We start from the raw sequence: 20,666 nt of genomic DNA, 5'->3' as shown, positions 1-20,666 counted from the left end.
CCGGGAATCACTGGACGGCGCGCGGCGTTGGCCAGTGCGTCCGGACCCAAACCGCGCAGGGAGACTTCCACGTGACCACGCCAGCGCAGACCGAGTCGACCGAGGCCCAGGCCCCTACTTCCGTCGTCCTCACCGACGTCGCGGCGCAGAAGGTCAAGGCCCTGATCGAGCAGGAGGGCCGCGACGACCTGCGGCTCCGCGTCGCCGTGCAGCCGGGCGGCTGCTCCGGCCTGCGGTACCAGCTCTTCTTCGACGAGCGTTCCCTCGACGGTGACGTCGTCACCGATTTCGGTGGTGTCGAGGTCGTCGTCGACCGGATGAGCGCCCCGTACCTTTCCGGCGCGACGATCGACTTCGCCGACCGGATCGACGCCCAGGGCTTCACCATCGACAACCCCAACGCGGGCAACTCCTGCGCCTGCGGTGACTCGTTCAACTGAGTCACACACCACGCATCAGCGATGACGGGGCCGTCCTTCGGGGCGGCCCCTTCGTCGTAACGGGCCCGACGTGCTCGTGACGAGCGGGTGGCCGTTGTCCGACCGACCGGTCACCGTCGGGTTGCCGGGCCGGTAGGCTGACCGCGCCCTGCTCCCGACCCTGAGGGTTGACATGAAGATCGCCGTCACCGGCTCGATCGCCACCGATCACCTGATGAGCTTCCCCGGTCGCTTCGCCGACCAGCTCATCGCCGATCAGCTGCACAAGGTGTCCCTCTCCTTCCTGGTGGACGACCTGGTGCTCCGCCGCGGTGGCGTGGCGGCGAACATCTGCTTCGGCATGGGCCAGCTCGGGTTGCGCCCGGTGCTACTCGGCGCGGTGGGCGCCGACTTCGCCGACTACCGCTCCTGGCTGGAGCGCCACGGCGTGGACTGCGACTCGGTGCACATCAGCGAGGTGGCGCACACCGCCCGGTTCGTCTGCACCACCGACACGGACATGTGCCAGATCGCGTCGTTCTACGCCGGCGCGATGAGCGAGGCGCGCAACATCGAGCTGGCCCCGGTCGCCGACCGGCTCGGCGGCCTGGACCTGGTGCTGGTCAGCGCCAACGACCCCGAGGCGATGCTGCGGCACTCGGCCGAGTGCCGCACCCGCGGGTACGCGTTCGCCGCCGACCCGTCGCAGCAACTCGCCCGGATGGGCGGCGAGGACGTGGTGGCGCTGATCGAGGGCGCCGAGTACCTGATGACCAACGACTACGAGAAGTCGCTGCTGCAGAGCAAGGCGAAGCTGAGCGACGACCAACTGCTGGACCTGGTCAAGGTGCGGGTCACCACGCTGGGCAAGCACGGTGTGGAGATCGCCGGCCGGGATATCGACCCGATCCACGTACCGATCGCGCGGGAGATCCGGGCGGTCGACCCGACGGGTGTCGGCGACGCCTTCCGGGCCGGGTTCTTCACCGCGCTCTCCTGGGGCGTCGGTCTGGAGCGGGCTGCCCAGGTCGGCTCGCTGCTGGCCACGCTGGTCCTGGAGACCGTCGGAACCCAGGAGTACGACGTCCGCCCCGACCTGTTCGTCAAGCGGCTCGCCGAGTCGTACGGCGACACCGCGGCCGACGAGGTTCGCGCCCACCTCCTGCCCTAGCTCGGCGACCACCGCGCCGGTCGGCGCCGATCATGAAGTTGTGGTGGCGGGTTGGTGCCTTATGCGCCCTTTTGTCCCCACCACAACTCCATGATCGACGCGTCTGGCCGGACGCGTGGGCTTCAGTGGGAGCGGCGGACGTCGTAGGCGGGGCCGTCGGGGCCGCTGACCGCGCCCAGGAACTCCTGCCCACGCATCCGGCACCACGCGGGGATGTCGACAGCCGCCGCCGGGTCGTCGGCGAGCACCCGGACCACCGTTCCCACCGGCACCTGCGGCAACCGCCGGGCGGCCGCGATCACGGGCAGCGGGCAGCGCTGCCCCCGGCAGTCGATGACCTGGTCTGGCATCGTCACAACCCCACCACCCCAGCGTCGGCACGCAACTCGGCCACGATCGTCGGCAGCTCAGCGAGGAACCGCTCGACGTCCGCCTCGGTCGTCTCCCGGTGCAGGCTGACCCGCACGTTCCCGTGCGAGAGCACCCCCATCGCCTCCAGCACGTGCGACGGACGCAACGTGGACGAGGTGCAGGACGAACCGGACGACACGGCGAACCCCCGCCGGTCCAGCGCATGCAGCAACGTCTCACCGTCGACGTACAGGCACGAGAAGGTGACCAGATGCGGCAGCCGGAGCACCGGATCGCCGACCACCTCCACGTCGGGCACCTCCGCCGCGACCCGCGCCCGGATCCGGTCCACCAGCGGAGCCAGCCGGGCCGCCTCGGCCACCGCGTCGGCCGCCGCCGCCCGCAGGCTCGCCGCCGCAGCCACCACCGCGGGCAGATTCACCACCCCGGGGGTACGCCCACCCTCCCGCTCGTCGGCCGGCCAGGGTGACTCCCAACGGGTGCCCTTACGAACCGCCAGCACTCCCACCCCGGGTGGACCGCCCCACTTGTGGGCGCTCGCGCTGAGCACCGACCAGCCGGCGGGCAGGGGCACCCGGGCGACCGACTGGGCGGCGTCCACGTACAGCGGCACCCCCACCTCCGCACAGGTGGCCGCCGCCTCGGCGACCGGTTGCACGGTCCCCACCTCGTGACTGGCAGTGATCAGGGAGGCCAACGCGACTCCGGGTTCGCGCACAGCCGCCGACCACGCGCTCAGATCCAACCGGCCCGACCGGTCGACCGGCACGCCCACTGCCGTACCACCCGCTGCGACGTGCCGCTCCGCCGCGTGCAGCACCGCCGAGTGCTCGATCGCCGAGTGCACAAGCGTCGACCCGACCCGCCGCCGCCCCGCCAGGGCCCCGAGCACCGCGCCGTGGGCTGCGGTCGTACCACTGGGGGTGAAGGACACCTCGTCGGCGCGGACACCGAGCGTCAGCGCGGTGGCCTCGCGCGCGGCGTCGAGCAGCTGCCGGGCCCGCCGGGCCTGCGTGTAGAGCTTGCCCGGGTCGGCCCAGCCGTCGTCGAACGCGGCCAGCAACGCCTGCCGCGCCACCGGATGCATCGGCGCGGCGGACGCCGCGTCCAGGTAGACCGGGGTTCGCATCCCCGGCTCACTCCTCGCGCTCACAGAGCCGCCTTCGTTCGCGGCTGCGGGGCTCGCAACCCCGGCTCACTCCTCGCGCTCACAGGTAGCAACGCTATCGCGGCGGTATGGCCGGGATCCCCCCGATGGGGGCGGACAGTGACCCCACCACGGCCGAGTCCGTCATGGTCGAGTAATCTGCGACCGTCGGTGACGCCTTTGCCGTCGGTGCTGAGGAAAGACGCACCGCGGCGCGCTAGGGAGGCAGGACCAGGTGGTCGCAAGGAGTTCGGAGGTACGGCCGTCGGCCGTACGGCACAGCGCTTCCCCGGGGGTTGGTGGACGCCGGGGGCGTGGTGCTGGTCGGTTGGCCGGGCTCGGTCTCGGTGGCGTGGCGCTGCTGGTTCTGCTCACTGGCTGTGACGTGGGGCAGACCTTCCACGGCTTCGGCTGGCCGCAGGGCGGCATCTCGCCGGAGTCGAAGCGGATGTACGACCTGTGGATCGCCTCTTGCATCGCCGCGCTCGCGGTCGGCGTCTTCGTGTGGGGCCTGATCTTCTGGTGTGTCGTGCGCTACCGCAAGCGTGGCAACGCGCTGCCGGTGCAGACCCGCTACAACCTGCCGATGGAGTTCCTGTACACCATCGCGCCGATCCTGATCGTCTCCGTGCTCTTCTACTACACGGCGATCGTGCAGACGGACGTCGACAAGCTGTCGAAGAACCCGGACGTCACTGTCGAGGTCGTCGCCTTCAAGTGGAACTGGCAGTTCAACTACCGCGACGGCCAGGGCCCGGACGCCAAGACCACCGCGTCGACGCTCGGCACCAGCGAGGTCATCCCGGTGCTGGTTCTCCCGACCAACCGGTCCATCCGGTTCGAGGAGACGAGCCGCGACGTCATCCACTCGTTCTGGGTGCCGGAGCTGCTGTTCAAGCGCGACGTCATGCCGGGCAAGATCCGCAACGTGTTCGAGGTCTCCAGCCTGGACGCCGAGGGTGCCTACGTCGGGCGCTGCGCCGAACTGTGCGGCAGCTACCACGCCTTCATGAACTTCGAGCTGCGGGTGGTCTCGCCGGAGAAGTACGACCAGTTCCTGGCGGCCAAGCAGGCCGGCAAGTCCACCCAGGAGGCGCTCACCGAGATCGGTGAGGAGCCGTACGCGGAGACCACGCGGCCGTTCGACACCCGGCGGACGCAGGACAACTTCAACCCGGACGACGTTCCGGCCCGTACGGGAAGCTGAGGCAGCCGCATGAAGACCGAGTGGCGTATCTTCCTGATCATCGCCGTGTTCCTCTTCGGTGCCACCATCCTCTACGGCGCCTGGACCAACGGTGAGTCGGGCGGCATCGAGTGGGTCGGAACCGTCGCCCTGCTGCTGTCGTTCCTGCTCTGCTCGATGTGCGGTGGCTTCTTCTGGTTCGTCTCGCGCCGGATCGACCTGCGTCCGGAGGACCGTCCGGACGCCGAGATCGCCGACGGTGCCGGCGAGGTCGGCTTCTTCAGCCCGGGTAGCTACTGGCCGTTCGGCCTGGCGCTGGCCGCCGCGATCGCCGCGCTCGGCATGGTGTTCTGGCAGTACTGGCTGATCGGCGCCGGCCTGGTGGCGGTCGTCTTCGCCGCCTGCGGGTTGCTGTTCGAGTACTACAGCGGCACCCGGCGCACCGCCGAGCACTGACCGGACCCAGTCCACCACGAAGGCCCGTTCCCCAGGTGCCCGCCGCCCGTGCTGCCGCCGTCACCTGGGCGTCGTCGGTGACCACCACGGCCTCGGCGACCGCCGGGCAGGCCAGCACCGCGCGGAGGGTGTCGGCCGCCAGGGCCAGCGCCAGCTCCTCATGGGGTACGCCGGACAGCGCGCCCCGCAGCCGGCTCTTGGCCGCGCCCAGACGCTTCACCGGCACCACCACGGCCCACCTCGCCTGACTCACGTCCGCAATCCTGCCAGCCGGACGACGGGACCCTCGCTGGCCGTACCGGGGGCGAGCAGGCATGATTTCCGCTGCGGGTGTCGCGGGCGGGGTTTCGCGGCGGGGTTGGGGCGCGACGAGGAGGCACAGTGGCACGGCGAAGGCTGGGGTTCTGGCAACGGTTCGCCGTGGGGCTGGTCAAGCCCGTGATGACCGTGTGGACCCGCCGGACCTGGAGTGGCCAGGAACACCTCAGCGGCGACGGTGGCGTGATCATCGTGGCGAACCACCTCTCGCACGCCGACCCGCTGGTCTCCGCGCACTTCATCTACGACTCCGGGCGCTGGCCGCAGTACCTGGGCAAGGCCAGCGTGTTCCGGGTGCCGGTGGTCGGCTGGATCCTGCACCGGTGCCTGCAGATCCCGGTCGAGCGGGGCAGCGTCGACGCGGTCCGCTCGCTGGACGCGTTGGTCGGCGCGCTCGACAAGGGCGGTGCCGTGGTGATCTACCCGGAGGGCACCACCACCCGGCAGCCGGAGCTGTGGCCGATGAAGGCCAAGACCGGCGCGGCCCGGCTGGCCCTGGCCACCGGCGCGCCCGTCGTACCGGTGGTGATGTGGGGGCCGGAGCAGATCTTCGATCCACGGACCAGCCGGGTGAGCCTGCGCCCCCGGATCCCGGTGACCGTCGTCGCCGGGGAACCGATCGACCTGAGCCGGTGGGCGGACGCCCAACCGTCGCGGGCCACCCTCGAAGAGATGACGGACACCATCATGTTGCGGCTGCGGGACATGCTCGCCGAGATCCGTGGCGGCACGCCGCCGCCGCTGTGGGAACGACCCGTCCGGCCCTCCGCCGGCCGTGAGCAGCAGGGCGAAGCGGCATGAGCGAGCGAAGCAGTGGTGCGGTCCGGGCCGCCGTGCAGCGAAACGGAGCGGCGGAATGAGCGGGCACGTCGCGGTGCTCGGCGCCGGTTCCTGGGGCACCGCCTTCGCCAAGATCCTGGCCGACGCGGGCCGTGACGTGACCGTGTGGGCCCGTCGTGCGCCGGTCGCCGAGAGCATCCGGGCCGAGCGCCGCAACCCGGAGTACCTACCGGACCTGCTGCTGCCAGCCCGGGTCACCGCCACCGCCGACGCCGCCGAGGCGATCACCGGCGCCGAGGTGGTGGTCCTTGCGGTGCCGTCGCAGACCCTGCGGGGCAACCTCGCCGAGTGGGCCGGGCACCTGCACCCGGACTCCACCCTGGTGTCGCTGATGAAGGGCATCGAGCTGGGCACCACCAAGCGGATGAGCGAGGTCATCGTGGAGACCGCGGGGGTCGCCGCCGACCGGGTGGTCGTGGTGTCCGGTCCGAACCTGGCCCCGGAGATCGCCGCCGAGCAGCCCGCCGCGACAGTGGTCGCCGGAACGAACGGTCACCGTACGGCGCTCGTGCAGGCGTCGATCCGGACGCCGTACCTGCGCCCGTACACCAACGACGACGTGATCGGCTGTGAGCTCGGCGGGGCGGTCAAGAACGTGATCGCCCTGTCGTACGGCATCGCCACCGCGATGGGTTTCGGCGACAACACCCGGGCCATGCTGATGACCCGAGGGCTGGCCGAGACGGCCCGGCTGGGCGTGGCGCTCGGCGCGGACCCGATCACCTTCGCTGGTCTCGCGGGCATGGGTGACCTGGTCGCCTCCTGCTCCTCTCCGCTGGCCCGCAACCGCACCTTCGGGGAGCACCTGGGCCGGGGCGAGACGCTGGAGCAGGCCCAGACCGCCACCCGGCAGACCGCCGAGGGCGTGAAGAGCTGCCTGGCGATCCGTGACCTGGCCCGCGCGCACGGCGTGGAGATGCCGATCACCGAGCACGTCGAGCGGATCTGCCACGAGGGGATGGATCCGCGCCTCGCCGTGGAGACCCTGATGAGCCGCACCGCCAAGCCCGAGTCGTACGAGTGAGGATCCGATGAGCGAGTGGGGAGACGGCACCCGCTGCGTACGCGCCGGCCTGCCGGAGGCGAAACCAGGAGACCCGTTCCTGCCGGGGCCGGTCTTCGCCGCGCCGTACCACCTCGACCCGTTCCAGGGCCCTGGCGCGTCGCCGAACGGCTACGGTCGCCCGGACAACCCGACCCGGCGGCTGCTGGAGGCCGCCGTGGGCGAGTTGGAGGGCGGTGAGTGCCGCGTCTTCGCCACCGGTCAGGCGGCCATCACCGGCCTGCTGCTGACCCTGCTGCGCCCCGGGGACACCGTGGTGCTGCCCACCGACGGCTACTTCCCGGTCCGGGCGTTCGCCACCGACGTGCTGGAGGCGATCGGCGTCCGGGTGCTCTTCGTGCCGACCGTCGGGCCGTACCCGTCGTTCGAGGGTGTCCGGCTGGTGCTGGTGGAGACGCCGGCCAACCCGGGCCTCGACGTGGTCGACGTGGCGGCCCTGGCCGAGAGGGCGCACGCCGCCGGCGCGCTGCTCGCGGTGGACAACACCACGGCCACCCCGCTCGGTCAGCGCCCGCTCGACCTCGGCGCCGACCTGGTGGTCGCCTCCGGTACGAAGGCGCTCACCGGCCACTCCGACCTGCTGCTGGGTTACCTGGTCAGCCGGTCCACCGAGTTGATCGCCGCGGTGACGACCTGGCGGACGACCACCGGTTCGGTTCCGGGGGCGTTCGACGCCTGGCTGGCACACCGGTCGCTGGCCACTCTCGACCTTCGGCTGGCCCGACAGAGTGCGAACGCCGCTGCGGTCGTCGACCTGCTCGCCGGCCGTCCGGATGTGACGGGCCTGCGCTGGCCGGGGCGGCCGGACGACCCGGCGTACCCGGTGGCCTCGACCCAGATGCGCCGGATACCGGGGGTGCTGTCGTTCGACCTGGGCAGCGCCGAACGGGTGGGCCGGTTCATCGAGGCTGCCCGGCTGGTGGCGGCGGCGACCTCCTTCGGTGGCCTGCACACCACGGCGGACCGCCGGGAGCAGTGGGGCGACGACACCGCACCGGGCTTCGTCCGGCTCTCCTGCGGGGCCGAGGACACCGCGGACCTGGTGGCCGACATCGCCGCCGCGCTGGACGCGGCCGGGCCGGTCTGAGGTTGCCGATGGCATCACCGTCCCCGACCGACCGGGCCACCCTCGTGGGCCGGCTGCGCGCCGCCGGCTGCGTCTACGCCGAGGACGAGGCCGAGTTGTTGCTGGCCGCCGCCGACTCCCCGGCCACGTTGGCCGACCTGTCCGACCGTCGGGTGGCCGGTGAACCGCTGGAGTACCTGCTCGGGTGGGCCGAGTTCGCCGGCCTGCGGATCGCCGTCGACGCCGGCGTCTTCGTGCCGCGGGCCCGGACCGCCCTGCTGGTCCAGGTGGCGGCCGAGGTCACCGGCCCGGCCCCGGCCGTCGTCGACCTCTGCTGCGGGTCCGGGGCCACCACCGTCGCGCTGGCGCACCGACTCACGCCACGCTGGCTGGCCGCCGCCGACATCGACCCAGCGGCCGTGGCGTGTGCGCGGCGCAACGTCGACGGGCTGGACATCGAGGTGTACGAGGGCGACCTCTTCGCGCCGCTGCCCCCGCAGTGGCGGGGCCGGCTGGACCTCGTCGTCTGCAACGCCCCGTACGTGCCGACCGACGCGGTGGCGCTGATGCCTCCGGAGGCGCGGCTGCACGAGGCCCCGGTGGCGCTCGACGGCGGGCCGGACGGGCTCTCCGTGCTGCGTCGGGTGGGCGTCGACGCGGCCGGATGGCTGACTCCCGGCGGACACCTGGTGGTCGAGGCCGGCACCACCCAGGTGTCGATGCTCTGCGACGCGTTCAGCGCGGCCGGCCTGATCCCCGCCGTGCGCCACGACGAGGACCTGGACGCCACAGCGGTCGTAGCCCAACGCCCAACCTAACCCCCTCCGGGCCCGGGTTGAACCGGTCGATCATGGAGTTGTGGTGTCCAGTTTGTGCCACATCACGTTATTCCTTCCCCGCCACAACTCCATGATCGACGGGAAGAGGCTGGGCGGGGTGGCCGGGCGTGGCGGGGGAGGGGGCTTGGCACTAGCCTCGGCTCACACTCATGACGGCGGGAGGCGGTTTCGGTGGGCAGCGCAGGGGTGCCGGTGGTCGTCGGGTTGGACAACGGCGGCACGAGCAACAACGCCACAGTGCTGACGGTGGACGGTCGGTTCCTGGTGGACGGGCTGCTGGAGATCCCCAGCGAGGTGCAGGCCGGCCCGGACGCGGCGATCGAGGCGCTGGCCCGGGCGCTGGACGGGGCCCTGGCGCAGACCGGGGTGCCGCGCGAACTGGTCCAGGCGGTCGGGTTGGACACTCCCGGCCCGGCCAGCGCCGACGGGGTCATCTCGTCCCGGGGTTCCACCAACTTCTCCCAGCCGGCCTGGCGGGGCTTCGACGTGCGCGGAGCGCTGGAACGACGGCTCGGCCTGCCGGTGATCTACCACAACGACGGCAACGCGGCGGCGCTCTACGCCCACCACGTGCACTTCGGCGCCGAGGCGATGACCCGATCGTCGGTCTCCGCGATTGTCGGCACCGGCCTCGGTGGCGGCGTGGTGGAGAGTGGTCGGGTGATCGCCGGTGCGGCCGGCATGGCCGGGGAACTCGGCCACGTGCACGTCCCGCTGACCGGACTGCTCGGTCCGGGCCAGCCGGAGCCCACCTGTGCCTGCGGCTTCACCGGTGACGTCGAGAGCGTCGCCTCGCTGACCGGCATCGAGCGCAACCTGCTGCCGTACTGGCTGACCCGGTACCCGGACCACCCGCTCGCCGCCGAACCGGTGGCTCGGGCGGCGAAGCTGGTGCGCGGGTACGGCGAACGGGGAGACGCCCTCGCGCGGGATCTGTTCACCCAGCAGGCGATGGCGCTGGGGCGGTTGTTCACAGTGGCGGCGAACTTCACCGACCCGCACGCGTACTTCGTCGGTGGTGGGGTGGTCGAGGCGGCACCGGAGTTCCGTGACTGGTTCCTGGCGACGGTCCGCGAGCACACGGTGCTGCGCGAGGAGCAGGCGGCCGTGGCCACCTTCGCGCTGGTGCCGGACCGGGACATGGCCGGTGCCCGGGGTGTGGCGATCGCCGCTCTGGAGAGGCTGCGCGCGGCCCCGGAGCCTCGCCCGCTGGTCGCCTGAGCCTGCCCACATCTGGCGCGCCAGCGGCCTGCCTTGTCGTTGGTGCCACCGCCCCGGGGGCGTGGTCCCGGTCTGGCGTCTGAGTCGGTCGCGTCCCGGCCCGCCGCGCGCCCTGACAGGCGGCGCGGCGGGCGGTCGCAGGTGAGGTGTCCGGTCGGTGAGCCGTGTGGGGGTCTGGTCAGGGGCGCGGTGGCGCCTGGGCGAAGGCCGCCCACGCGGCCGTTGCGAACAGCAGGGCCGGTCCGGCCGGATCCTTGGAGTCGCGGACGGCCACCAGCCGTGGCAGCGCGGCAACCTCGACGCAGGCGCCCTCATCGCCGCTGCGGCTGCTCTTGCGCCACGCCGCCGCGGCCAAGGCCGCTGTGATTGTCGGTGTCATCGGTCCTACCGTCCCTTCAGGGCTGACAGGAGCATCTCGCGGCTGTCCGCCGGGCTGAGCGCCACGCTTCGGAGATGCTCCATGATCTTGGTGCAGGTACGCGTCTCGCCGGCCCGGTCGAGGATCATCTGACCTGCCACGGTCTCCACCGAGGCGATGATCGGATCCTCCGGGTCGGCGAATTCGAGGATGTGCAGTGAGCCCCGCGTGCCCCGGTGGTAACCGGCCGACAGGGGGATCACCTGGACGCTGATGTTCGGCAGCTCGGCCATCTTGACCAGGTGTCGCAGTTGCCCGTCCATCACCGACTGGTCGCCGACCGGGCGTAGCAACGCGCCCTCGTCGATGATCGCGTCGAAGATGGGTGGGTTGTCGGCGGTGAGGCGCTGTTGCCGGTCGAGGCGGATCTTGACCCGCTGTTCCACCAGGTCGTCGCCGAGGGTGTGCGGCCCGCCGCGCATCACGCCACGGACGTAGTCCGCGGTCTGCAGCAGGCCGGGCACCACCGAGGGCTCGAAGTTGGCGATGGCGGTCGCCTCGGCCTCCAACGCGATGAAGTCGATGGTGCGTGGATCCAGCAGGTACGAGTACGACACCCACCAACCTGGCTTGCGGGCGTCTTTGGCGAGTAGCACCGCTGCGGCCACCTCCTCGGCACTCACCCCGTACGACGTGAGCAGGGCGCGCACGGTGGCTGGGGTGATCAGGGTCTGGGCGTTCTCGTACCGGGAGAGGGTGCTGCGGGTGCTGTTGATCTCATCCGCCGCGGTCTCCAGCGTCAGCCCGGCGGCTTCCCGGTGTTGGCGCAGGGCGATGCCGAGCCGGCGGGCGCGGGCGGTCTTCGGAGCCATACATCGATGGTCGCACACATTTGCGGGAACGTCTGCATGAGAGAACGTCGATGAGAGTTGCATTCACGGCTGTACACGTGTCAATCTGTTATCGCGTCCTCACCGCCGGTTGTCGTGGCGACGGTGGTGGTGAGCGACCGGAGGGGATGGGGCGCGCGGCGATCGGGTTTCTCCCCCGTACCCGATCGTCGCGTGCCGCCCCTCCATCCCGGCCCGCCGGAAGGAGACGACGTGGGAACCTGCCCGCAGCCCCCCGCCGTGTGCGCCGCGGGCGGCTTTCGATGACCCGCTTTCTCGTGGTGCTCACCGACGTACGCCCGGTCGAGGGCATCGAGCGCAACGAGCGGGTCGCGCCGGAGCGGCGCCGCCAGGTGGTCGGCGCCAGCAGTCGTGAGGCGGCCGACCGTATCGCCGGAGCGTTCATGGCGCTGGGCATGGTGCGGGCCGGCCGACAGCGGGTCAAGGTGATAGCCGTCGGTCGCCGGCACTCCCGAGACTGAATAGGCCCAGGTCACCGGCCTGCGGGACAACTACTGCACCGTCACGCACCGTATACCTCTTGTTGACCGATTGCCGTGTCGTGCTGCGGCTCGCCGGGTATCGCCTCGCCCTGCCGCCACGCACAGTAAGGTCAACCGGGTGAGCGCCACCGGCGAGCACGACCAGCCGCAGTCGCGTACGAAGAGGTGACCGGAGTGACCACCCCAGGCAAGACCCGCGTGGCGATCGTGTTCGGCGGCCGCAGCCCGGAGCACGGCATCTCCTGCGTCAGCGCCGGCAGCGTGTTCGGCGCGCTCGACCCGGACGAGTTCGAGGTGGTGCCCGTCGGCATCACCCGGGCCGGCCAGTGGGTGCTGACCAACGGAGATCCCGCCCAGCTCGCGATCAACGCCCGCCAGCTGCCGGAGATCACCGCCGATTCCGGCGACGACATCGTGCTGCGCGCCGACCCCACCGGCAACGGGCTGATGGTGCTCGACCCCACCGAGGGTCCTCGGGTGCTGGCCGACGTGGACGTGGTCTTCCCGGTGCTGCACGGCGCGTACGGCGAGGACGGCACCATCCAGGGAATGCTGGAGATGGCCGGCATCCCCTACGTCGGGGCGAACGTGTTCGCCTCCGCCGCCGCGATGGACAAGGAGTTCACCAAGAAGCTCTGTGCCGTCGAGGGCATCCCGGTCGGCACGTACGCGGTGCTGCGCAACGGGATGACCCTCAGCGAGCAGGACAAGGAGCGGCTGGGCCTGCCGGTCTTCGTCAAGCCGTCCCGGGCCGGCTCGTCCTTCGGCGTCAGCAAGGTCAGCGACTGGGCGCAGCTGGACGACGCGGTCGCCGCCGCCCGCAAGTTCGACCCGAAGGTCATCATCGAGGCTGCGATCATCGGCCGCGAGATCGAGTGCGGCGTGCTGGAGGGCGAGGCCGGCGGCGCGCCGGAGGCGTCCGTGCTGGCCGAGGTGCGGGTCGTCGCCGACCACGACTTCTACGACTTCGAGGCGAAGTACCTCGACGACTCGTGTGAGTACGACATCCCGGCCAACCTGCCGGAGCGGGTGACCCGTCAGGTGCAGGAGTACGCCGTCCGCGCGTTCACCGCGCTGGACTGCGCCGGCCTGGCCCGGGCGGACTTCTTCGTCACGCCCGAGCTGGACGTCTACCTCAACGAGATCAACACGATGCCCGGGTTCACCCCGACGTCGATGTTTCCGCGGATGTGGGCTGCTGCGGGCCTGGAATACCCGAAGCTGGTCAACCGACTGATCCGTACCGCCCAGCGGCGCGGCGTCGGCCTGCACTGAGCCAGCCGGCGCCGCCCGCGTACGTCAGCCGGTGCGGGGCCCGCTCAGCGTCAGCGTTGGCAGCCGGACGGGATGGCGCCGCCGGACGGCACTGTCGCCACGATCGTGCTGGAGATGGCCGGCACCCACTGCAACGGCTGCTCGTACGAGCGTGGAACCCGCACGGTGATCAGTGTTTCCCGGTCGACGGTGCTGAGCACTGCCGCGTCGGCCTGCTCGGCCAGGTGCCAGCAGACCCGGTTGACCGTCCAGACCTCGTCGGTGCTGGGGAACGTCGGCTCGGTGCCGCCGCAGGCCACGGTGAGCGCCGGGTCGCCGTACGCGGCGTTCTGCTCGGGGCCGGCGGTCACCGGCCGCTGGGCCAGATCGCGAATGCTCGCCGGAAGCTGGGAGAGCAGAGCCCGGCAGACGGTGGCCGGGCGGGCGGCCAGCGCCGGGGCGGCCATCTGCACCGGAGTGGTGGACTGCACCCGGGCGCTGCTGGCGGACGGGCTCGGCGCGGCGGCTGGCGTGTCCGGGGCGAGCTTGGTGAAGGCCAGCACGGCCACCAGCAACGTGATGGGCAGCGCGATCAACGTGGCCAGCAGGGCGGCGCCGCGGATGGTCCGGTCCCGACCGGCCGGCGCGGCGGCGGTCGTGTCGGCCGGTTCGCGGTTACCGTCAGCCGGCCCACGCGTCCCGTCGGCTGCCTCGCGCGTGCCGTCGTCGTCCAGAGCGGAGGAGGAGGTCGTCATCTCGTCCACTTACAGCCGCACCACCGAACACGTGAGGGTGCGGGTGATGCCGGGCACCATCTGCACCTTGCTGACGATGAGTTTGCCGAGCTCGTCGACGGTGTTCGCCTCGGTGAGGACGACCACGTCGTACGGCCCGGTCACGGCGTCGACCCGTACGACGCCGGGGATGTCCGCGATGAGACCCGCCACGTCACGTGCGCGGCCGACCTCGGTCTGGATGAGGATGTACGCCTGTACCACGACTAGACCTCCGTCCGTCGCCGCCCGGGAGCGGCCCGAAGGGTGAAAGTACCTTACGGACCAGGTCTGATCCCTATCGGTGGTCAAGGAGCAGCGGTGAGCGAGCAGGGCGGGGCCGGGCGGCACGGGCGGAACGCCGGTGGTGGCGTCAGCGTGTCCGGGATCGGGGAGTTCGGGCTGATCGGGAAGATCACCGCTCGACTGTCGTACGGGCCGACGACAGTGCTCGGCCCAGGTGACGACGCGGCGGTGGTGTCCGCGCCGGACGGTCGGGTCGCTGCTTCCACCGACGTGCTCGTCGATGGGCGACACTTCCGGCGGGACTGGTGCTCGGCCCTCGACGTGGGGCACAAGGCGGCGGCGGCCAACCTGGCGGACATCGCGGCCATGGGCGCGACGCCGACGGCCCTGCTGGTCGCCCTGTGCATGCCGGCGGATCTGGAGACCGGGTGGGCGGAGGAGTTGGCCGACGGGCTGTCCGCGGAAGCGTCGTCGGTCGGCGCGAGCGTCGTCGGCGGGGACATGTCCTCCAGCCCCACGCTGACCGTCGCGGTCACCGCTCTCGGCGACCTGGAGGGGCGTCCTCCGGTGCTGCGTTCCGGTGCCCGTCCCGGGGACGTGCTCGCCCTGGCCGGGCGCACCGGGTATGCGGCGGCCGGGCTGACCGTGCTCACCCGGGGCTTCCGGACGCCCCGGGTGCTGGTCGAGGCGTACCGGCGGCCGCAGGTGCCCTACCCGGCCGGTCCGCAGGCCGCCAAACTCGGCGCCACCTCGATGATCGACGTGTCGGACGGGCTGCTCGCCGACCTCGGGCACGTGTCGACGGCGAGCGGGGTGGCCATCGACGTACGCCGGGACGCGTTCGAGGTGCCCCGGCAGATGGCCGACGCCGCGCAGGCGCTCGGCGTCGACCCGTACACCTGGATCCTGACCGGCGGTGAGGACCACGCGCTGGCCGCGACCTTCCCCCCGGCGGTGGCGCTACCGCCGGAGTGGCGGCCGATCGGCGTGGTCACGCACGGTGCCGGTGTGACGGTCGACGGCACGTCCTACGACGGCCCGACCGGCTGGGACCACTTCCGTTAGGGGTCCGGTGCCCGCCGTACCCTGGATACCGTGAGTGAGATCGAGATCCGGGCGGTGCGGTTCGACGCACCGGTGGCGCAGCAGTTGATCCAAGCCGCACTGGCGGACCTCGGTGCCCGCTACGGCGGCACCGGCGACGACACCCCGGTGGACGCCACCGAGTTCGAGCCGCCGGACGGCGCGTTCCTGGTCGCCTACCTGGCGGGTGAGCCGGTCGGCTGCGGTGGCTGGCGCAGCCACGGCGCGGACACCGCGGAGCTGAAGCGGATGTACACGGCGCCAGCGGCGCGGGGCCGGGGCGTGGCCCGTACGGTCCTGGCCGCCGTTGAGCGCTCGGCTCGTGAGCAGGGCCGCAAGCGGGTGGTCCTGGAGTGCGGGGACAAGCAGCCCGAGGCGATTGCCATGTACCGCTCCGCTGGATACGAGCGGATTCCGAACTTCGGCTTCTACAAGGACGCGGAGGGCTGCGTCTCCTTCGGCCGTACCCTCTGACCTGCAGTTTCTCGGCAACCGTGAATCGGTTGCGGACACGACAGAGCCGGCGGACCTCAGGGTCCGCCGGCTGAGCCGTACGAGAAAGTGGGTGCTACCGCGTCAGGCGCGGGTGACCTTGCCGGCCTTGATGCACGAGGTGCAGACCTTCAACTTCTTGGTGTTGCCGCCACCGGCCGGGGTACGCACCGACTGGATGTTCGGGTTCCAGCGGCGGTTGGTCCGCCGGTGCGAGTGGGACACGTTGTGGCCGAAGCCCGGTCCCTTGCCACAGACGTCGCACACGCTAGCCACGGGATACTCCTGGGATTGATACGTTCATGGGGTCGCCGGCAGGTGCTGCCCGGGCAACCTGGTCAGGTTACCCGATGACTCGCCGACCCGGCCAACCGGCCCGGTCCGGCGCTCGGTTGTGCTCCGGCTCCCACCTGGTCGCGGGCCCGTCCGCCCGAGAGTGGGCCGGCCCGGCGGCAAGGCTACCGGAGGGGCTTGGCCACGGTGCGGTGACCGCTGGACCGGGACGCGGGGGACACGCCGGACGACTCCGGCGCGTGTCGGTGCGCGCCAGTAGGCTTCTGCCCGTGCTGGACACCCTCGACGCCGCCACGGTCCGCCGCTGGTGCGCGAGCGGGTTGGCCGCGCTCAAGCGCCACCAGGGCGAGATCGACCAGCTCAACGTCTATCCGGTGCCCGACGGCGACACCGGCACCAACCTGGTGCTCACCCTCACCTCGGCCCAGCAGGCACTCGCGATGGACCTGGACACTCTCCCCCACAGCGGGCCGACCGCACACGGGCACGCGCTGCGGTTGATGGCGCAGGGTGCGCTGCTCGGCGCGCGGGGCAACTCCGGGGTGATCCTCTCGCAGATCCTGCGGGGGTTCGCCGACGAGGTCGCCATGGCGCCGGTGGTGCGGGGCCGGGAGTTGGCCGCCGCGCTGCGCTCCGGCACCGCGGCCGCGTACACGGCGGTCGCCCGGCCGGTCGAGGGCACTCTGCTCACCGTGGTCGCGGCGGCCGCCACGGCAGCCGACCAGGCCGACACCGAAGACCTGCCGGCGGTGGCCCGCGCTGCGGCCCGAGCCGCGACCGAGGCGCTCGCCCGGACCCCGGAGCAACTGCCGGCATTGGCCCGCGCGGGTGTCGTCGACGCCGGCGGCCGAGGGCTCTGCGTGCTGCTCGACGCCCTGGTCGCGGTGCTCACCGGCGAGACCGCAGCCCACCCCGCGCCGACGCCGCGCTCCGCCCGTCCGGCGGCCACCGCCGCCCGGGAGACCGGCTCCGAGGAGTATGCGTACGAGGTGCAGTTCCTGCTCGACGCCCGGGCGGAGGCGGTCGACGGGTTGCGCCGGGCGCTGGACGCGTTGGGAGACTCCCTGGTCGTCGTCGGCGACGGACGGGAGCCGGAAGGCACCTGGAACGTGCACGTGCACGTCAACGACGTGGGCGCGGCGGTCGAGGCGGGGGTCGCCGCCGGTCGCCCGTACCGGATCTCGGTGACCCGTTTCGCCGACCAGTCGGAGCTGCCCCCCGGGCCGCTGACGACCGGTCGGGCCGCGGTGGTGGTCGCCACCGGGGGTGGCATCGCCGAGCTGTTCACCGCGGAGGGCGCGACAGTGGTGCCGGGCAACCCGTCCACTGGCGAGTTGCTGGACGCCGTCCGCAGCACCGGCGCGGCCCGGGTGGTGGTGCTGCCCAACGACGCCAACACGGAGGCCGTGGCCAGTGCGGCGGCACGCGAGGCCCGCCGGCACGGCATCAAGGTGAGCGTGGTGCCGACCCGCTCGCCGGTGCAGGCGCTCGCCGCCCTCGCGGTCCGCGACGGCGACCGCCGCTTCGAGGACGACGTGATCGCGATGGCCGAGGCGGCCGGCGCGTGCCGTTACGCCGAGGTCTGCCATGCCAGCCGGGAGGCGCTGACAGTGGCCGGCCCGTGCCGGCCCGGGGACGTGCTGGCGCTGGTCGAGGGGGAGGTGCACCTGATCGGCACCGATCTCACCGACACCTGCGCCGCGGTGGTCGACCGGATGCTCGGCGGCGGTGGCGAGATGGTCACCCTGCTGGCCGGGCTGGACGCCCCGGCCGGGCTCACCGACGCCGTCCGCGCCCACGTCGAGAGTCGCTGGCCGTTCGTCGAGGTGCACGCGTACCCGGGCGGCCAGCCGTTTTATCCGCTCCTGGTAGGGATCGAATGAGCGAACCAGCCACCGTGGACACTCCGCTGAAGAAGCTGGTCGGGGACAAGACGGCCAAGGCGCTGGCCACGCACCTCGACCTGCACACGGCGGGTGACCTGGTCTACCACTTTCCGCGCCGCTACGACGAGCGCGGCGAGCACACCGACATCCGTTCGCTGGACGTCGGTGAGCAGGTCACCGTGCTGGCCCAGGTGCAGCGCACCGCGGTGCGTCCGATGCGGCAGCGGCGGGGCAATCTGCTGGAGGTGACCGTCGGCGACGGCTCAGGTGGGGTGCTGACGTTGACGTTCTTCGGCAACCAGGCCTGGCGGGAGCGCGAGCTGCGTCCCGGTCGGTGGGGGCTGTTCGCCGGCAAGGTCACCGAGTTCCGGGGCAAGCGACAGCTCAACGGCCCGGAGTACGTGCTACTCGGCGAGGGTGGGGACGGTGAGGCGGTGGTCAGCGACGAGATCGAGGAGTTCGCCGGCGCGCTGATCCCCGTCTACCCGGCCGCCGCGGCCCTGCCGACCTGGGTGATCGCGCGGTGCGTACGGGTCGTGCTGGACACGTTCACCCCGCCGGACGACCCGCTGCCCGCCGACGTGCGCGCCAGCCGCAAACTGGTCGGGCTGGGCACCGCGCTGAAGGAGATCCACCGGCCGTCCAGCAAGGAGGCGCTGCACCGGGCACGGCGGCGGCTCAAGTGGGACGAGGCGTTCGCCGTCCAGTTGACCCTGGTGCAGCGCAAGCACCGGGCAGCCGACTGGCCGGCCCGACCCCGCCCGGCCCGCCCAGGTGGCCTGCTGGAGGCCTTCGACGCCCGTCTGCCGTACGAGCTGACGGAAGGCCAGCGTGACGTGGGCGTGGAGATCGCCGAGGATCTGGCCGCACCGCACCCGATGCACCGCTTGTTGCAGGGCGAGGTGGGCTCGGGCAAGACGGTAGTGGCGTTGCGGGCGATGCTCCAGGTGGTCGACGCGGGCGGCCAGGCTGCGTTGTTGGCGCCCACCGAGGTGCTGGCGGCCCAGCACCACCGCGGCATGCTCGACCTGCTCGGGCCGCTCGGCAGAGCCGGTGAGCTGGGTTCCGCCGAGCACGCCACCCGGGTCGAGCTGGTCACCGGTTCGCTGGGCGCGGCGGCGCGACGTCGGGCGCTCGGCGAGGTCGCCAGCGGTGCCGCCGGCATCGTGCTCGGCACCCACGCCCTGCTCTACGAGGGGGTCGACTTCGCCGATCTCGGCCTGGTGGTCGTCGACGAGCAGCACCGCTTCGGCGTGGAGCAGCGCGACGCCCTACGGGCCAAGGCCGACCAGCCGCCGCACGTGCTGGTGATGACGGCCACCCCGATCCCGCGCACGGTGGCGATGACCGTCTACGGCGACCTGGAGGTCTCCACCCTCTCCCAGCTGCCCCGGGGGCGGTCGCCGATCGCCTCGCACGTCGTGCCGGCCGCCGAGAAGCCGGCCTACCTGGACCGGGCCTGGCGTCGGCTGCGCGAGGAGGTGAACGCCGGCCACCAGGCGTACGTGGTCTGTCCCCGGATCGGTGACGGTCCCACGTCCGACGAGGAGCCGCCACCCGAGGACGACAACGGTCGACGCCCGCCGCTGGCGGTGACCGAGGTGGCCCCGCTGCTGGCCGAGGGGCCGCTGCACGGGCTGCGGATCGGGGTGCTGCACGGTCGCCTGCCGGCCGACGAGAAGGACGCGGTGATGCGCTCCTTCGCGGCCGGCGACCTGGACGTGCTGGTGGCGACCACAGTGATCGAGGTCGGCGTGGATGTGCCGAACGCGACCGTGATGATCGTTCTCGACGCCGACCGTTTCGGTGTCTCCCAGCTGCACCAGTTGCGGGGCCGGGTCGGCCGGGGTGCCGCCGCAGGGCTCTGTCTGCTGGTCAGTGAGGCGGCCGAGGGCTCCTCGGCGCGGGAGCGGCTGGACGCGGTGGCGTCCACGAGCGACGGTTTCAAGCTCGCCGAGCTGGATCTGGAGCAGCGCCGCGAGGGTGACGTGCTGGGCGCCACCCAGTCCGGGCACCGTTCGCACCTGCGGCTGCTCTCGTTGCGGCGGGACACGGAGCTGATCCGCGACGCCCGCGCCGAGGCGATCACCCTGATCGAGGACGACCCGGAGCTGACCCGCAACCCGGCGCTGGCCGCCTCGGTTGCCGCGCTCGTCGACGAGGACCGCGCGGAGTACCTGGAGAAGGGCTGAGGCGGCCGAGGTGCCCGCGGCCGGCCCGGTGATCCACTCCAGTTTCAGGAAGTTGGGGTGTCCCGCCGGGAGGGATGCCCCGACTTCAATGATTCCGAGTCGATCACGTCACCCCGGGACGGGCCACCCAGCGCATGACGAAGGGCGCGCCGACCGGGTGGTCGGCGCATGGGTGTCGTAGTGGGTGGCGAACCCCTGACTGCCCGCCGGAGTGAGGTAGGCGTTAACCTGGAGCGGCTGGTTGAGCGCGAGGCCCAGGTCGCGGGCAAAGTCGACGAGCGGCGGCCAGATTCGGTGCAGACCCTGCAACACCAGGGTGGCGCCGGAGGCGTACTGCTCCAGGATCCGCTCGTCGAGCACCTGGTCGCCGATCTCGGCGCCCGCGCCGCCGCCTCCGGTCCAGCGCGCGGCCGCGACCAGCTGGCCGTCCTTGGCGACGCGCAGGAACGGGGTACGCAGACCGCGCCGGCTCAGCAACTCGTCGGCGTCAGCGGGGCTGAGCAGATCGGTGAAGCCGGCCGGGTCGGGCAACTCGGCGGCGCGGGACAGCAGCGGGGTGTGTCCCCAGTGCGCGGCGGCGAACTTGGCCGGTTCGAC

22 protein-coding genes and 2 pseudogenes are annotated in these 20,666 nt (G+C 72.0%); 15 read left to right on the top strand and 9 right to left on the bottom strand.

All coding sequences use genetic code 11. The features are described 5' to 3' along the window. Window positions 1-71 precede the first annotated feature (71 nt). Both erpA and ACWCO3_RS08175 read left to right on the top strand, forming a co-directional pair. Window positions 72-440, top strand: coding sequence for an iron-sulfur cluster insertion protein ErpA (gene erpA / locus ACWCO3_RS08180; protein ID WP_007463211.1), 369 nt, complete (start codon window positions 72-74; stop codon window positions 438-440). 172 nt (window positions 441-612) lie between these two features. Next, window positions 613-1,590 (top strand): carbohydrate kinase family protein, encoded by a 978-nt coding sequence (locus tag ACWCO3_RS08175; RefSeq protein WP_145779650.1) that lies wholly within the window; start codon window positions 613-615, stop codon window positions 1,588-1,590. A gap of 122 nt (window positions 1,591-1,712) precedes the next feature. On the opposite strand, the gene ACWCO3_RS08170 is transcribed toward ACWCO3_RS08175, so the two are convergent. Then, window positions 1,713-1,946, bottom strand: a complete 234-nt coding sequence (locus ACWCO3_RS08170; protein ID WP_145779651.1) for a sulfurtransferase TusA family protein — start codon at window positions 1,944-1,946, stop codon at window positions 1,713-1,715. Continuing rightward, the gene (locus ACWCO3_RS08165) at window positions 1,943-3,091 is read right to left on the bottom strand and encodes a cysteine desulfurase family protein (protein ID WP_358166477.1); all 1,149 of its coding nucleotides are present in this window, start codon (window positions 3,089-3,091) and stop codon (window positions 1,943-1,945) included. The genes ACWCO3_RS08170 and ACWCO3_RS08165 overlap by 4 nt, the downstream gene beginning before the upstream one ends. Before the next feature lie 253 nt (window positions 3,092-3,344). On the opposite strand from ACWCO3_RS08165, the gene ctaC reads away from it, so the two are divergent. Together ctaC and ACWCO3_RS08155 are read left to right on the top strand one after the other, a co-directional pair. Continuing rightward, window positions 3,345-4,316 (top strand): aa3-type cytochrome oxidase subunit II, encoded by a 972-nt coding sequence (gene ctaC, locus ACWCO3_RS08160; RefSeq protein ID WP_358166480.1) that lies wholly within the window; start codon window positions 3,345-3,347, stop codon window positions 4,314-4,316. A 9-nt stretch (window positions 4,317-4,325) separates the two neighbouring features. Next, window positions 4,326-4,751 (top strand): cytochrome c oxidase subunit 4, encoded by a 426-nt coding sequence (locus ACWCO3_RS08155; RefSeq protein WP_145779654.1) that lies wholly within the window; start codon window positions 4,326-4,328, stop codon window positions 4,749-4,751. Between the two features lie 37 nt (window positions 4,752-4,788). On the opposite strand, the pseudogene ACWCO3_RS08150 reads toward ACWCO3_RS08155, so the two are convergent. Continuing rightward, window positions 4,789-5,004: pseudogene (locus ACWCO3_RS08150) on the bottom strand (2-phospho-L-lactate guanylyltransferase); the annotation flags it as partial. Between the two features lie 128 nt (window positions 5,005-5,132). Here ACWCO3_RS08150 and ACWCO3_RS08145 point away from each other — a divergent pair. The 5 genes from ACWCO3_RS08145 to ACWCO3_RS08125 all read left to right on the top strand — a co-directional run bounded on the left by ACWCO3_RS08145 (window position 5,133) and on the right by ACWCO3_RS08125 (window position 10,098). After that, window positions 5,133-5,870 carry a lysophospholipid acyltransferase family protein gene (locus ACWCO3_RS08145; RefSeq protein ID WP_145785121.1) on the top strand — a complete coding sequence of 246 codons (738 nt, stop codon included), beginning with the start codon at window positions 5,133-5,135 and terminating at the stop codon, window positions 5,868-5,870. Between the two features lie 55 nt (window positions 5,871-5,925). Then, window positions 5,926-6,933 carry an NAD(P)H-dependent glycerol-3-phosphate dehydrogenase gene (locus tag ACWCO3_RS08140; RefSeq protein ID WP_145785120.1) on the top strand — a complete coding sequence of 336 codons (1,008 nt, stop codon included), beginning with the start codon at window positions 5,926-5,928 and terminating at the stop codon, window positions 6,931-6,933. A 7-nt stretch (window positions 6,934-6,940) separates the two neighbouring features. Beyond that, complete coding sequence (locus ACWCO3_RS08135) at window positions 6,941-8,059, top strand: cystathionine gamma-lyase (protein ID WP_145785119.1); 1,119 nt, start codon at window positions 6,941-6,943, stop codon at window positions 8,057-8,059. Between the two features lie 8 nt (window positions 8,060-8,067). Next, a complete protein-coding gene (locus ACWCO3_RS08130; RefSeq protein ID WP_450009099.1) occupies window positions 8,068-8,856 on the top strand; it encodes a putative protein N(5)-glutamine methyltransferase in 789 nt (262 codons plus the stop codon). A 192-nt stretch (window positions 8,857-9,048) separates the two neighbouring features. Beyond that, a complete protein-coding gene (locus ACWCO3_RS08125) occupies window positions 9,049-10,098 on the top strand; it encodes an ROK family protein (protein ID WP_145785117.1) in 1,050 nt (349 codons plus the stop codon). A gap of 178 nt (window positions 10,099-10,276) precedes the next feature. On the opposite strand, the gene ACWCO3_RS08120 is transcribed toward ACWCO3_RS08125, so the two are convergent. Both ACWCO3_RS08120 and ACWCO3_RS08115 read right to left on the bottom strand, forming a co-directional pair. Beyond that, window positions 10,277-10,477 (bottom strand): DUF397 domain-containing protein, encoded by a 201-nt coding sequence (locus tag ACWCO3_RS08120; protein WP_145785116.1) that lies wholly within the window; start codon window positions 10,475-10,477, stop codon window positions 10,277-10,279. Between the two features lie 5 nt (window positions 10,478-10,482). Beyond that, a complete protein-coding gene (locus ACWCO3_RS08115; RefSeq protein ID WP_145785115.1) occupies window positions 10,483-11,328 on the bottom strand; it encodes a helix-turn-helix domain-containing protein in 846 nt (281 codons plus the stop codon). 281 nt (window positions 11,329-11,609) lie between these two features. Between ACWCO3_RS08115 and ACWCO3_RS08110 the strand changes: the two genes are divergently transcribed. Together ACWCO3_RS08110 and ACWCO3_RS08105 are read left to right on the top strand one after the other, a co-directional pair. Further along, window positions 11,610-11,828 carry a hypothetical protein gene (locus ACWCO3_RS08110; protein ID WP_145785114.1) on the top strand — a complete coding sequence of 73 codons (219 nt, stop codon included), beginning with the start codon at window positions 11,610-11,612 and terminating at the stop codon, window positions 11,826-11,828. Between the two features lie 195 nt (window positions 11,829-12,023). After that, complete coding sequence (locus ACWCO3_RS08105; protein ID WP_145785113.1) at window positions 12,024-13,124, top strand: D-alanine--D-alanine ligase family protein; 1,101 nt, start codon at window positions 12,024-12,026, stop codon at window positions 13,122-13,124. Between the two features lie 50 nt (window positions 13,125-13,174). Here ACWCO3_RS08105 and ACWCO3_RS08100 read toward each other — a convergent pair whose 3' ends face one another. After that, window positions 13,175-13,858, bottom strand: a complete 684-nt coding sequence (locus tag ACWCO3_RS08100; protein WP_145785112.1) for a DUF3515 family protein — start codon at window positions 13,856-13,858, stop codon at window positions 13,175-13,177. 9 nt (window positions 13,859-13,867) lie between these two features. Then, a complete protein-coding gene (locus ACWCO3_RS08095; protein WP_030487446.1) occupies window positions 13,868-14,101 on the bottom strand; it encodes an Lrp/AsnC ligand binding domain-containing protein in 234 nt (77 codons plus the stop codon). Window positions 14,102-14,254: 153 nt separating this feature from the next. On the opposite strand from ACWCO3_RS08095, the gene ACWCO3_RS08090 reads away from it, so the two are divergent. Then, window positions 14,255-15,187, top strand: a complete 933-nt coding sequence (locus ACWCO3_RS08090) for a thiamine-phosphate kinase (protein ID WP_450009109.1) — start codon at window positions 14,255-14,257, stop codon at window positions 15,185-15,187. A gap of 30 nt (window positions 15,188-15,217) precedes the next feature. Beyond that, window positions 15,218-15,679, top strand: a complete 462-nt coding sequence (locus tag ACWCO3_RS08085) for a GNAT family N-acetyltransferase (protein WP_145785111.1) — start codon at window positions 15,218-15,220, stop codon at window positions 15,677-15,679. A 102-nt stretch (window positions 15,680-15,781) separates the two neighbouring features. On the opposite strand, the gene rpmB is transcribed toward ACWCO3_RS08085, so the two are convergent. Beyond that, window positions 15,782-15,973, bottom strand: coding sequence for a 50S ribosomal protein L28 (gene rpmB / locus ACWCO3_RS08080; protein WP_011905179.1), 192 nt, complete (start codon window positions 15,971-15,973; stop codon window positions 15,782-15,784). 287 nt (window positions 15,974-16,260) lie between these two features. Between rpmB and ACWCO3_RS08075 the strand changes: the two genes are divergently transcribed. Next, window positions 16,261-17,874 (top strand): DAK2 domain-containing protein, encoded by a 1,614-nt coding sequence (locus tag ACWCO3_RS08075; RefSeq protein WP_145785110.1) that lies wholly within the window; start codon window positions 16,261-16,263, stop codon window positions 17,872-17,874. Next, window positions 17,871-20,069 (top strand): ATP-dependent DNA helicase RecG, encoded by a 2,199-nt coding sequence (recG, locus tag ACWCO3_RS08070; RefSeq protein ID WP_450009094.1) that lies wholly within the window; start codon window positions 17,871-17,873, stop codon window positions 20,067-20,069. Before ACWCO3_RS08075 ends, recG begins: the two co-directional genes overlap by 4 nt. Before the next feature lie 168 nt (window positions 20,070-20,237). Here recG and ACWCO3_RS08065 read toward each other — a convergent pair. Next, a pseudogene (locus tag ACWCO3_RS08065) lies at window positions 20,238-20,666 on the bottom strand (cupin); the annotation flags it as partial.

The organism is Micromonospora sp. NPDC002411 (genome assembly GCF_053592955.1).
The sequence above is the reverse complement of the archived record's forward strand: the minus strand, read 5'-3'. Positions and strand labels throughout refer to the sequence as shown.

Coding starts and splice junctions, on each gene's coding strand:
- ACWCO3_RS08120 (WP_145785116.1), bottom strand. CDS start 10,477: ATGACACCGACAATCACAGCGGCCTTGGCCGCGGCGGCGTGGCGCAAG.
- recG (WP_450009094.1), top strand. CDS start 17,871: ATGAGCGAACCAGCCACCGTGGACACTCCGCTGAAGAAGCTGGTCGGG.
- ACWCO3_RS08135 (WP_145785119.1), top strand. CDS start 6,941: ATGAGCGAGTGGGGAGACGGCACCCGCTGCGTACGCGCCGGCCTGCCG.
- ACWCO3_RS08115 (WP_145785115.1), bottom strand. CDS start 11,328: ATGGCTCCGAAGACCGCCCGCGCCCGCCGGCTCGGCATCGCCCTGCGC.
- ACWCO3_RS08155 (WP_145779654.1), top strand. CDS start 4,326: ATGAAGACCGAGTGGCGTATCTTCCTGATCATCGCCGTGTTCCTCTTC.
- ACWCO3_RS08140 (WP_145785120.1), top strand. CDS start 5,926: ATGAGCGGGCACGTCGCGGTGCTCGGCGCCGGTTCCTGGGGCACCGCC.
- ACWCO3_RS08130 (WP_450009099.1), top strand. CDS start 8,068: ATGGCATCACCGTCCCCGACCGACCGGGCCACCCTCGTGGGCCGGCTG.
- ACWCO3_RS08100 (WP_145785112.1), bottom strand. CDS start 13,858: ATGACGACCTCCTCCTCCGCTCTGGACGACGACGGCACGCGCGAGGCA.
- ACWCO3_RS08110 (WP_145785114.1), top strand. CDS start 11,610: ATGACCCGCTTTCTCGTGGTGCTCACCGACGTACGCCCGGTCGAGGGC.
- ACWCO3_RS08175 (WP_145779650.1), top strand. CDS start 613: ATGAAGATCGCCGTCACCGGCTCGATCGCCACCGATCACCTGATGAGC.
- ACWCO3_RS08165 (WP_358166477.1), bottom strand. CDS start 3,091: ATGCGAACCCCGGTCTACCTGGACGCGGCGTCCGCCGCGCCGATGCAT.